The 11,923-nt window shown below is 42.6% G+C and carries 10 protein-coding genes; 4 read left to right on the top strand and 6 right to left on the bottom strand.

From position 1 onward, the window contains the following. A partial coding sequence (locus A1019T_RS07840) for an IS4 family transposase (RefSeq protein WP_143514096.1) occupies positions 1 to 737 on the top strand: 737 nt, incomplete at its 5' end. Between the two features lie 49 nt (positions 738 to 786). Here the strand turns inward: A1019T_RS07840 and A1019T_RS07835 are convergent. The 4 genes from A1019T_RS07835 to hemW form a co-directional block, all read right to left on the bottom strand. Further along, on the bottom strand, positions 787 to 1,473 hold the full coding sequence (locus tag A1019T_RS07835) for a TetR/AcrR family transcriptional regulator (protein WP_077451158.1): 687 nt from the start codon (positions 1,471 to 1,473) through the stop codon (positions 787 to 789). A gap of 113 nt (positions 1,474 to 1,586) precedes the next feature. Next, complete coding sequence (locus tag A1019T_RS07830) at positions 1,587 to 2,630, bottom strand: endonuclease/exonuclease/phosphatase family protein (protein ID WP_244156582.1); 1,044 nt, start codon at positions 2,628 to 2,630, stop codon at positions 1,587 to 1,589. Between the two features lie 105 nt (positions 2,631 to 2,735). Further along, the gene (gene glpK / locus A1019T_RS07825) at positions 2,736 to 4,325 is read right to left on the bottom strand and encodes a glycerol kinase GlpK (RefSeq protein ID WP_077451157.1); all 1,590 of its coding nucleotides are present in this window, start codon (positions 4,323 to 4,325) and stop codon (positions 2,736 to 2,738) included. Between the two features lie 82 nt (positions 4,326 to 4,407). Then, positions 4,408 to 5,655: a radical SAM family heme chaperone HemW gene (gene hemW / locus A1019T_RS07820; protein ID WP_077451156.1), complete on the bottom strand. Its 1,248-nt coding sequence runs from the start codon at positions 5,653 to 5,655 to the stop codon at positions 4,408 to 4,410. 413 nt (positions 5,656 to 6,068) lie between these two features. On the opposite strand from hemW, the gene A1019T_RS07815 reads away from it, so the two are divergent. The 3 genes from A1019T_RS07815 to accC all read left to right on the top strand — a co-directional run bounded on the left by A1019T_RS07815 (position 6,069) and on the right by accC (position 9,448). Next, on the top strand, positions 6,069 to 7,448 hold the full coding sequence (locus tag A1019T_RS07815; RefSeq protein WP_077451155.1) for an MATE family efflux transporter: 1,380 nt from the start codon (positions 6,069 to 6,071) through the stop codon (positions 7,446 to 7,448). A 215-nt stretch (positions 7,449 to 7,663) separates the two neighbouring features. Beyond that, positions 7,664 to 8,083 (top strand): acetyl-CoA carboxylase biotin carboxyl carrier protein, encoded by a 420-nt coding sequence (gene accB / locus A1019T_RS07810; protein WP_077451154.1) that lies wholly within the window; start codon positions 7,664 to 7,666, stop codon positions 8,081 to 8,083. Between the two features lie 15 nt (positions 8,084 to 8,098). Further along, positions 8,099 to 9,448, top strand: coding sequence for an acetyl-CoA carboxylase biotin carboxylase subunit (gene accC / locus A1019T_RS07805; protein ID WP_077451153.1), 1,350 nt, complete (start codon positions 8,099 to 8,101; stop codon positions 9,446 to 9,448). A gap of 162 nt (positions 9,449 to 9,610) precedes the next feature. Here the strand turns inward: accC and A1019T_RS07800 are convergent, their stop codons facing one another. After that, on the bottom strand, positions 9,611 to 10,843 hold the full coding sequence (locus A1019T_RS07800; protein WP_077451152.1) for an argininosuccinate synthase: 1,233 nt from the start codon (positions 10,841 to 10,843) through the stop codon (positions 9,611 to 9,613). A gap of 313 nt (positions 10,844 to 11,156) precedes the next feature. Further along, positions 11,157 to 11,923: RNA-guided endonuclease TnpB family protein (locus tag A1019T_RS07795; protein WP_077451151.1), on the bottom strand; the 767-nt coding region annotated here is incomplete at its 5' end.

Here is an 11,923-nt window from a genome sequence, read left to right as displayed (position 1 = left end):
CCTTAGCCCGTCAGCTAAATGTTCAAGACAATAGCATTACGCTCTTTGATAGAGCCTATTTCTCAGCAGACCTACTGATTAGTTGGCAACAAGCCCATCCAAACAGTCACTGGCTCATGCGGGCTAAAGATAATCTGCGTTACACTGTGATTAAAACCTTTAGTGAAGGGGACTACTTAATACAAATGCCCGTCTCTTTTCAGGCACAAAAGAAAAATCCAAACCTACCTGCTACTTGGCAAGCTCGATTAATTGAGTGTCGTTATGAGGGCAAGACAAGACGATACATCACCTCTTTAATAGATGATAAACGCTTTACTAAGGATAAAGTGGCACAGCTTTACTTGCAGCGCTGGGAGATTGAGATGGCTTTTAGGGAAATTAAGTCTGATTTACAGCAGGGGCTGTTGTTAAGAAGTAAGCTGCCACAGCTTGTGTTACAAGAATTCTGGGGGCTTATGATTGCTTATAATCTAATAAGACGTTTGATGCGCTATATGGCCCTTAGAGCTAAGGTTAGCCCTCTAAGAATTAGCTTTCATATGGCGTCTATTACGATTGTTGATCTGTTACGGTTTGCACCTTTGCAGGCTGCAGGACTCTTCCCTAAGTTGTTAGATGCAGTTATAGAGGAAGGAAAGTTGTTTGTCATTCCTGAACGCAGAAAGCGATCTTGTCCGAGGGTGATTAAGGGGAAACCACAAAAATATCCCCAAAAGAATACCAGTCAGCCTTAACTGACTAGCATTAACCTAATAGGGTGGTTTTTTGATTAATCAGATACTTTTATTTAAGAGGCAATTCTTCTGGTAGATAACAGCGTAAATACGCAATAGCAGCCGTAACGGCTTCTTCACTCATCTCTTTGGTAATCTCATCATACTGCTTAAAAGATAAAGAAAATATACTATGAATCATATGGTAAGCGATCAAAATCTTTTCCTTAATATCTTTAAAGCTTTCCATATTGTAGTGGCTAGACAGCTTTTCAAAAAGCATACCCACCATACTATGGTCCACTTGCTCTTGATATTCGCTACTATTGAATTGGGGACTATTTACACCGTACATCAGTTTAGTCTTAGTTACATCATTGTTAAATAGTTGTACTGCCTGCTGTAATAGTTCAGTAATATAATCTTGCCACCGATCAAAACTAGAAACTTCGATCTTTTCTAATGCCTGCAAAGTATCTATATAATTTAAGAAACGTAGCGCTAAGAAGATGGCCTCTACATTTGGAAAAAAATGGTACGCAGACGCTCTGGGAATATCCGCCTCTTCACAGATATCTACCAAAGTAATATCTTGAATATTATGCCTTTCACTAAGCTTCTTGGCTACCATCAGTAACTTTTGGCGCCGAATTCTACCTTGTTTACTCGTATGCTTAAACTTATTGGGTACAATCTTTTTTGCTAATTCTGAGTCAACAAGGACGTCATTAATTAGATCATTACATCCTTCTTTCATAGGAAGCCTCTTCATTAGTAATCGTTAGGTAGGCCTAATCTCTATATTATTTCTTTTATTGTAACACCATTCTGCGCTCGTGGTTATTGACTAGTGCGTTAATTCTATTATATTTATTTTAACTTAATCTTCGCGCGGACAATGCCGTGATCAGAGAATCGATCTTCATAGTCTTGCTTAAGATGGTCATTAAAATAGTCTACCCGCTCCACCTCCCCCAGTGAAAATTTACCATCGACTAGGAACTCTTCAGAGACAAAAAGCTGATCGATAACTTCCGGCATACCTTGGTACAGATGAGTATAGGCCACATCCTTCATCCAGCCATAGCTAGTCTGCACTTGGGCGGCATCAAACAACGCCACATCTCGCATTGCTTTATCATAGATTACTTCACTGGTTTCTGCTAATAACTGAGTAGTCACACTGTCTGTGACATCATTCATATCTCCTAACAAAATAAGCGGGTGACGGGTCTTATGTAAGATATCAACCATAAACAGTCTTAAGGCTGCCGCTTCAGCAGCTCGCATACACAAGCTTCTAAGCTTGGCGCGTACTCGCAGTAGTGGATCATCGTAATCTTCTAATCGATTGCCTTGTGCATCTCTCAAATAATGAGGCCGCTTACTCTTTAAGTGCGTAGTAATAACTGTAATAGGTTGACCATACACCTCTAGAGTCGCGACCAGAGGAGGACGATTAAAACGTCTGTAAGGGCCTTCATCCGGAATATCTACTACTGCCAACTCCGGAAAATCTGTTAATAGTTGCCACTCCAAAACTTTATGTTTAGTGATAATGGCTAAAGCGGGAGTATCCTGAGCCCTCTGCCCTAAAGTCAATGTGCTGGCAGGATCATTGCTGGCCATGGGGGCTAATACTTGTGAAGGCTCAAATCCCAACTTAAGGGCTAAATCTTGCAGTGCCTTTTCATCCCACACCTCTTGGAAAGCATAAATGTCTGACTTAGCGTTCTTTAACAGCTCATATAATCCATTTAATTTACGGTTATATTGCTCATTGGTATAAGGCTGCATGTTGTCATAATAGCTGCGATTAGGAAGAGCAAAGTTCAATAAATTACTGGTGGCTATATAAAATATCTTGTCCATTTCTTGGGCTTTATTTTTATGAAATCTGTTGTTTTGGCTCATTACGATTGTCCTTTCCTTTCTCTAATAGTGGCTCAGTTTCATCAACAATCTACAGCTACTAACGATGACTTTCTAACTGATGTCTTTCTAACTAGTGTAAGTAATCTACTGTAAGGTTTTAGTTATGGCTTGATGCCATTTGTCTAAATGCTCGTCTCTCTCTTCTGCAGGCATTAACGGCTCAAAGCGCTTATCTAAATCCCAGCTGTCATCAATGGTTGCTTCATCATATAAGCCAGAAGTAATCCCAGCTAATAAAGCAGCACCCTTCGCAGTAATTTCAGTATCTTTGGGTCGTAGCACAGGTACCCCTAACATATCTGCCTGAAACTGCATTAACAAGTCATTATTGGCCGCTCCCCCATCTACTCTAAGCTCCGTCAACGGGCTAGGACTGTCTTTTTGCATCGCAGTTAAAACATCATAAGTCTGAAAAGCTATTGACTCTAAAGCAGCTCGAGCAATGTGCGCTTTAGTACTGCCTCGGGTCATACCTGAAATACTAGCCGTAATGTCGGAGCGCCAATAAGGGGCTCCGAGTCCGGTAAAGGCAGGCACCAGTACTACTTGCTCACTTGACTCTACCTCTTTGGCCAAGCTTTCAATGTCTCGGGATTTATTAAACAGCCCCATATTATCCCGCAGCCACTGCACGATAGCGCCTGCCATAAATACACTGCCTTCAAGGGCGTAAGTTACTTCACGCTTAGAAGGCGTTAGAATGCGCTGGCCGGATTTAACCAATTTTGATAACGAGGTATGCTCAGCTGCCCCGCCCAATAATTGCGGACTATTTTGACGACGTTGCCAGCCTATGGTAGTCAATAGCTGATGTTGGCTTAGCTGCACTTCATGTCCAATATTCATAAGCATGAAGCAGCCCGTGCCATAGGTGTTTTTTGCCATACCTGTAGAGACGCAGCCTTGACCAAATAGGGCAGCTTGCTGATCTCCCAACACCGCTTGAATCGGAATTTGTTTCGCAAACAAACCTTTTTTGGTCTTACCAAAGTCGCCATCAGAAGCAATAACTTTGGGCAGTATTTTTTTGCAGATATCAAACTTAGCTAGCAGATCCTCTGACCACTCTAGCTTATTGATATCATACATTAGAGTGCGTGAAGCATTGGTGATGTCTATCACGTGCTCGCCCCCTGTCAACTTAAACATGAGCCAACTGTCGATGGTACCCACAGCCACTTCTCCCCGCTGTGCTCTGTCTTTTAAGTTGGGATGATTGTCCAATAGCCAGACAATCTTACTGGCACTAAAGTAGGGGTCTATACGTAGTCCAGTGATTGACTGCACATGCTGCTGCATACTCATCTCAGAGCCGTCTACTTTATGCTGTCGTAAGTTTTCGCACCAACTCTCAGACCGTCTGTCTTGCCAAATAATAGCAGGGGCTAATGGCTTACCCGTACGCTTGTCCCATACCACAATAGTCTCGCGTTGATTGGTTATGGCAAGACTGGTGATATCTGTCGCTAACAAGCCAGCCTGGTTAATCGCATCATGAGCACAGCTTATTTGAGTATGCCAAATCTGCATTGCATCTTGTTCAACATAGCCTGCCTTTGGGGTCGATAAAACAGTCGGCTTTTGTGAAATCTGTATTGGACGGGCTCTGTCATCATAAATAATGGCACGACTTGAGGTGGTGCCCTGATCCAACGCTAATATATAACCTGCCATGATGCAGTCTCCCTGATAATACCAATCAAATATAATTATTTTAAAATACGAGGCGGCTAAGCCCTGTGAAAAGGCTAAAACGCTATAAAAACGCCTGTAATACTTGGTTTAAATAGCGTCTACCTAAAGCAGTGGGTTGAATTAAATCCGCTTTATTTACCAATAACCCTTGTTGCTGTAAACGCTCAATAATGGGGGTAATCTCCGCTGCTGATAAGCCTGTTCTATCATTATACAAGTCTAATGGTACCCCACAGCTTAAACGTAAGGCATTCATCATAAACTCCCCACTCAAATCTTCATCTGCAATTGGGGAGAATCCAACCACCTTAGGAAAGCCTTCATAATTCATATAATCTTTTGGCAAACGGGTTTTACTAAAGCGATAAATACCTCGCTCAAACTCTGGATAAATCCCCTCTTCCATTAAAGTAATTTTGCCATGCGCGCCAGCCCCAATGGCCAAATAATCCCCAAACTGCCAATAGTTCACATTATGGCGACACTGGTCATCTTGGTCACCCACCCAGGCCGATACCTCATAATTTTTATAACCCAGCTGGGTTAATAGCGCACTGCCCTGCTCTTCAATATCTGCCAAGTCATTGTCATCGGGCAGTACTGGGGTGTTTCTATAAAACACAGTGTTGGGCTCAATAGTCAGCTGATACCAAGAAATATGGGTAGCGCCTGCCTGATGGGCTTGCTCAATATCATATAAAGCCTCGGCGAGGGTTTGATTAGGCAAACCGTGCATTAAGTCGATATTCACCCGTTTAAACCCAGCCTTTTTTGCCGCCTGCGTGGCCAACTGGGCTTGATTGGCATTGTGAATGCGTCCTAACGACTCAAGCTTAGTGTCTGAAAAGCTTTGTACTCCCATAGAGAGCCTATTAATCCCAACCTTGAGATACTCTTCGAACGGAGCGTGCTCTAAAGTGCCTGGATTGGCCTCCATAGTGACTTCCAAATCACTGGCTAAGGGTAAAACTGATTTTAGATGATCAAACAAACGCTGATACTGTTTAATAGGTAACAGCGAAGGGGTTCCACCACCTATAAAAATAGAGGTGATTTCGCGGCCTTGGATTAGCGGCAACTGTGAATTTATATCTTCAATTAAAGCTTCTACATAAACAGTAAAATGATCGTCGGTCAATGCTTTATTATCTGCTGTAGCAGCTTGAGAGGCTATTTGACTAGACAATGAGCTGTCGTCAACTGGGAGTGTGTGTGAGTTAAAGTCACAATAAGGACATTTTTTCACACACCAAGGAATGTGAATATAAAGGGCTAAAGGAATTTTTGAGACATTTATTGATAGGGACATAAAGATAAGGTCTTATACTCGTTGGCAGATAGTGTTATAGTCACGCTTTTATTTTAATTTAAGCACTTTGATGGTATTTTAGCCCGTTAAAGAATAGTGGCCCTCAAAGAGCTATTAACCGCAAAGCTAGCCGTTTATTAATACGCTTATTATACGTGTTCAATAATTCGATAGTAGAGCAATTAAGTTGATATCTTGATAATAGTGTTTCCGACCATTAATAGCCTATCGTAACGCCTGATGATTAAAAGGCAATGGCCGTAAGTGAATTAAGGGATTAGCGTACGGTGACAAACTCCCTAACCTGCCCTATGGCAGGTTATTTATTTATATCAATGCCAAAGTCGCGACTTAGGCTCTGTCATGTATTATCAAGGCAGCTTCAATAAAACCTTTATTTTAGAAGTTTACTTATGTTGTCTAATTTATCCTTTTCTGAGTTTAAACAGCACAGCTTACGCTTAGGCACTTTAGTGCTTCCCATCCTTATTACTCAGTTCTGCCAAGCAGCGTTAGGTGTGGTGGATGCCATTATGGCAGGCGGCGTATCTGCTTTAGACTTGGCCGCTGTCTCGATTGGCTCAGGTATTTGGCTGCCTTTATTCTTATTGGCTACAGGTACTTTAATTGCTACGACTCCCTTAATCGGAGAGCAAATTGGTCAAAAGACTCCGCAAAATGTGCCTCATATTACGCAGCAGTCTTTGTGGGCAGCGGTTTTAATCGGTCTCTTCGGCTTAGTACTCGTGTCCATGACTCCTAACGTACTCGGCGCCATGGGGGTTCCTGAGGACATTCAGCCTAAAGCCGGCCAATATTTAAGGTTTGTGGCTTGGGGCTTTCCAGCCATCGCCTGTTATGCCGTTTTAAGAAGCTATTGTGAAGCGTTGGGTCGCCCAGAACCCGTAACGGTTATCAGCTTAATTGGTTTGTTTGTTAACATTCCTATTAATTACATTTTTATTCACGGCCTATTTGGTTTCCCTGAGCTTGGCGGTGCCGGCTGCGGTCTGGCGACAGCTTGTGTGTTATGGATAAACGTAATTTTACTGTCTTTGTATTTACTAAAATCCAAACATAAAACGTTTGAAGAGACCCGCTTCTTTTATAGCTTTGCCAAGCCTGACCGTCAACAAATTGGTAAGCTGCTGCGTCTAGGTGTGCCTATCGGTGTTTCTATCTTCTTTGAAGCCAGCTTATTTAGCTTAGCCTCAATTGTGATTAGTCCCTTGGGAGCCATCGCTGTGGCCTCGCACCAAGTGGCTATGGCCGTGACCTCTCAGCTGTTTATGATTCCTATGTCCGTTGCCATGGCTCTCACCATTATGGTATCCAATCGTTATGGGGAGAAAAACTGGTTGGCATTACAACAGGTTCAGCGTACTGGACTGATATGGACGGTGTGTATTGCCTTATGTAGTATGCTTGGCATTTGGCTATTTAGAGAAAACTTAGCCGATCTGTTTACCAATAACCCTGCGGTTAAAGCCCAAGCCATGTTCTTATTATTATTTGCCATTGCTTATCAATTGGTCGATGGCTGGCAGGTAAATATCGCTGGCATATTAAGAGGTATGCAAGATACGCAAGTACCCATGTGGATTACTTTATTCTGCTATTGGCTAGTAGCCCTACCTTTAGGCACCTATCTGGTACGTTTTACCGATACAGGCGCTCAAGGGTTTTGGATTGCATTAGTTACCGGTTTGACCTTATCTTCTGTGTTATTGACCCTACGTTTAATCTATCGTCAACGACAAGTGTTAGGTATTCAGCCTAGAGTTCACCAATAATTTATAAGGACTGAGTCTGCTTTCATATAATTGAGCTATAAATCGGGCTCGAAATAGGTTTTTTGAGTGGGTTTTATACAAATTTTTGCAGTGGGTTAACGTATATTTGAACTAAATGTGCTATTGAAACTTAAATACATCATTTGTCACTCATCAGACGCGACAAAATTTGTTACAATATGCTTAATATTATAAGAACATCTGTAGGCAACCGTATGGACATTGAAAAAATTCGTACGCTCATCGAGCTAATGGAAGAAAAAGACCTGGTTAATCTTGAGATTAAAACAGGGGAGGATAGTGTGAGTCTAACTCGTCACTACAATACACCTATGCCCTCAATGATGGCGTCTAGCCCTGCTTATATCTCAGAGCCGCAAGCTGAAGCGGTTCACATGGGCAGTGTAGAAACCTCGCCAATGGTGGGTGTGTTTTATGCAGCTCCTAGCCCAAATGATCCTCCATTTGTGACCCCTGGCCAAAAAGTTCAGGCTGGTGACACGCTGGGTATTATTGAAGCTATGAAAATTATGAACCCACTTGAGGCCACTCAAAGCGGTATTATTGATGCCATTTTGGTAGAAAATGGCGATGTGGTACAGTTTGGTCAACCCGTTATCCGTTATAGAAGCTAAGAGATAGGCCCCTAGATGATAAAAAAACTGCTTATCGCCAACCGTGGTGAAATTGCTTTACGCATCGTGCGTGCCTGCAAGCAGCTGGGCATTAAAACCGTTGGCGTCTACTCTACTGCTGATGAAGACTTAATGCATCTGCGTTTTGTAGATGAAGCCATCTGTATTGGTAAGCCCAATGCGAGCCAAAGCTACCTAAATACAGCGGCTATCATTACTGCCGCTGAAATTACTGGAAGCGACGCTATTCATCCAGGTTATGGCTTTTTAGCAGAAAATGCTGAGTTTGCGGAAAACATTGAAGAAGCGGGTATCACCTTTGTGGGCCCCCATCCTGACCATATCCGCTTGATGGGCAATAAAGTCTCGGCCATCAATGCAATGAAACAAGCCGGAGTGCCAACCGTACCAGGCTCGGTTGGTACGGTCACTTTGCACAACGCCGAAGAACAAGCAAAAAATATTGGCTTCCCCCTATTAATTAAAGCTGCTGCCGGTGGCGGGGGTCGTGGTATGCGTATCGTTGAGCGCTTTGATCAACTAAACGAGCAGGTACAAGCGGCCAAGCAAGAAGCAGAGCTTTGGTTTGGCGATGATAGCGTCTACATGGAGCGTTATTTACAAAACCCTCGCCACATTGAAGTGCAAGTCTTGGGCGATGGTAATGGTAATGCCATTCATTTGTATGACCGTGACTGCTCACTACAGCGCCGTCACCAAAAGGTATTAGAAGAAGCCCCTGCCCCTGATATCCCTGACGATATCCGTGAGCCTATCTTACAGGCGTGTGTTAAAGCCTGTGAAAACATTGGCTATCGTGGTGCGGGTACCTTTGAATTCTTATTTGAGGACGGTGAGTTCTTCTTTATTGAGATGAATACCCGTATTCAAGTTGAGCACCCCATTACGGAAATGGTCACCGGTATCGATGTGGTAGTTGAGCAATTAAGAATTGCGGCAGGTTATGGTCTGTCTTATCGTCAAAGCGATATCAGCGTGCATGGCCATGCCATTGAGTGCCGTATTAATGCTGAAGATCCACAGACCTTTGCCCCCTCCCCAGGTAAAGTTACTCAGTACTTTATCCCGAGCGGCGCAGGCGTACGCTTTGAATCTCACCTATACCCAGGCTATGAGATTCCTTCGTACTATGACTCCTTGATTGGTAAGCTTATCTGCCATGGTCAGACCCGTGAGCAGGCCATTGCTAAGACGCTGCATGCTTTAGACGAGCTAATTATTGAAGGCATTAAAACCAATATTCCTTTGCATCGTGATCTTATTTTAAAAGATCCAAAGTTTGCCTCTCAAGCACAGAATATTCATTATTTAGAACAGTGTCTATTACCGAAAAAGACTAAATAATCGGGTATAGGGATACTAAACAGCTGATTGCCTAAATAATTGGTTAAATGATTGGCTTGTTTTAGCTTTACTCTAAGCCATAAAAAAAGCAGAAGTGATTTCACTTCTGCTTTTTTGTTTCTAAACTGTCGTTAACTCACAAGCTAAAACAGATTAAGTCAATTAAGACAAATCACGGCCACGGCTGGCTTCGATAGACAGACGTAGACCATTTAGACGGATGAAACCTTCTGCGTCTTTTTGATCATAAGCACCAGCATCGTCTTCAAAGGTTGCAATCTTCTCATCAAATAATGAGTAAGGAGACTTACGGCCAACCACGCTCACGTTGCCTTTGTATAGCTTAACGCGAACAGTACCAGTTACATATTCTTGTGATTTGTCGATTAGCGCTTGTAGCATTTGACGCTCTGGGCTGAACCAATAACCGTTATAGATGATTTTTGCATAGCGAGGCATTAACTCATCTTTTAAGTGAGCTGCTTCACGGTCTAGAGTTAGGGATTCCATACCACGGTGCGCTTTTAGCATAATAGTACCCGCTGGTGTCTCATAGCAGCCACGAGACTTCATGCCAACGTAACGGTTCTCAACGATATCTAGACGGCCGATACCATGCTTACCGCCCAACTCGTTTAGCTTAATCATTACTTCGTATGGCTCAAGTTTTTCGCCATCGATAGCAACGATATCACCTTTTTCATACTCAAGCTCAATGTATTCAGGGGTATCTGGTGCTTGTTCTGGGCTTACTGACCAGCGCCACATATCTTCTTCTGCTTCTGCGTATGGATCTTCTAAGATATCGCCTTCATACGAGATGTGAAGTAGGTTGGCATCCATAGAATAAGGAGATTTTTTCTTATTGGCCGCAAAGTCGATAGGAATATTATGCTCTTCAGCATACTTCATTAAGCTTTCACGGCTTGATAGATCCCACTCACGCCAAGGAGCAATGGTTTTCACTTCTGGAGCCAAAGCGATAGCACCTAACTCAAATCTAACTTGGTCGTTACCTTTACCCGTCGCACCATGACTGATAGCGTCTGCATTGTGCTCTTTCGCGATTTCTACTAAGCGCTTAGCGATTAAAGGACGCGCGATAGAGGTACCTAATAAATATTCACCCTCATAAATTGCGTTAGCACGGAACATTGGGAAAACGTAATCACGGGCGAACTCTGCACGTAAATCTTCGATATGGATATGTTTGATACCCATAGCTTCCGCTTTAGCGCGAGCTGGCTCAACTTCTTCACCTTGACCAATGTCTGCAGTGAAAGTGATTACTTCAGCGTCATAAGTATCTTGCAACCATTTAGCAATAATTGAGGTATCAAGACCGCCTGAGTATGCCAAAACAATTTTATTGATTTTATCTTTTTCGAACGACATAGTGCATCCTTTATCGAGTGAGTGTGAACTTTAAAAAACTATACTATTAAGCGTGGGCATTAAGTAGATTGAATATGGGTTGGAATGGATGGGTCTTTTGCCAAGCTATTCCCCTATATTATTACCTAAAAATGAGTGCTCCTCTCTTATTTATAGGTCTATAAATAAATGCACTCATTGACCTACTCCCACCACCAAACCTAGAGGTTATGGTGGGGGAATCTTTGCGACCCATAGTAACCTCAATCTAAGATTGTGTCACCACCTTTCGCCATGCCACCTACGCTGATAGGTATAGCCATGGAGGAACTCTTTACACAGTAGCAAGTCCTGCTACATCAGCTAACGCCTGACGGCGTATATTAATGCTTGCATTGATATCACGGTCATGGTGCGTTTGACAGCTAGGACACGTCCAATGACGCACCGATAACGGCAGACTGTCTAATTTGTGATGACAATGCGAGCAAGTTTTAGAACTGGCAAAGAACCGATTTACCTTTAGGATATTCTTACCATACCAACTCGCCTTGTAAGTAAGCAGAGTAACAAACTGTCCCCAGCCAACACCATTAATGGCTTTAGCAAGTTTACGGTTCTTTACCATGTTTTTTACACCTAAATCTTCAATCGCATAACTGGTCGCTTGGTTTTCGCAAATCAGTTTATACGTGACTTTATGGTGTAAATCTAAGCGCTGGTTGCGTACTTTTTCATGAATACGAGCAACCGCTAATTTTTGTTTTTGATAGTTTTTACTTTGTTTTTGTTTACGAGCAAAGATTTTTTGCTGTATAGAAAGTCTTTGACTGGCTTTGGCTAAATGTTTTGGGTTATCAAACTTGTTACCGTCTGATAAGTTAAGTAAGTGGCTGATGCCTAAGTCAATACCAACAGTTAGGCTAGGCTCTATTGTGGTAGGTGTTGGTGCAACTTCATTGTTTTCAACTAAAATACTTGCACAGTATTTGCCTGTTGCTGTCTTACTAATCGTTACTGTCTTAACCCTGCCCTCAAACTCACGGCTAAATAAGGTTTTGATGCCTTTTATTTTAGGTAGATTGATAACTCCCTGCTCAA

The organism is Psychrobacter piechaudii (genome assembly GCF_900162825.1).
GTDB classification, from domain to species: Bacteria; Pseudomonadota; Gammaproteobacteria; order Pseudomonadales; family Moraxellaceae; genus Psychrobacter; species Psychrobacter piechaudii.
The sequence above is the reverse complement of the archived record's forward strand: the minus strand, read 5'-3'. Positions and strand labels throughout refer to the sequence as shown.

Bases quoted from the DNA above. Each gene is read 5' to 3' on its own strand.
- A1019T_RS07815 (WP_077451155.1), top strand. From the start codon at position 6,069: ATGTTGTCTAATTTATCCTTTTCTGAGTTTAAACAGCACAGCTTACGC.
- glpK (WP_077451157.1), bottom strand. From the start codon at position 4,325: ATGGCAGGTTATATATTAGCGTTGGATCAGGGCACCACCTCAAGTCGT.
- accC (WP_077451153.1), top strand. From the start codon at position 8,099: ATGATAAAAAAACTGCTTATCGCCAACCGTGGTGAAATTGCTTTACGC.
- accB (WP_077451154.1), top strand. From the start codon at position 7,664: ATGGACATTGAAAAAATTCGTACGCTCATCGAGCTAATGGAAGAAAAA.
- A1019T_RS07835 (WP_077451158.1), bottom strand. From the start codon at position 1,473: ATGAAAGAAGGATGTAATGATCTAATTAATGACGTCCTTGTTGACTCA.
- hemW (WP_077451156.1), bottom strand. From the start codon at position 5,655: ATGTCCCTATCAATAAATGTCTCAAAAATTCCTTTAGCCCTTTATATT.
- A1019T_RS07800 (WP_077451152.1), bottom strand. From the start codon at position 10,843: ATGTCGTTCGAAAAAGATAAAATCAATAAAATTGTTTTGGCATACTCA.
- A1019T_RS07830 (WP_244156582.1), bottom strand. From the start codon at position 2,630: ATGAGCCAAAACAACAGATTTCATAAAAATAAAGCCCAAGAAATGGAC.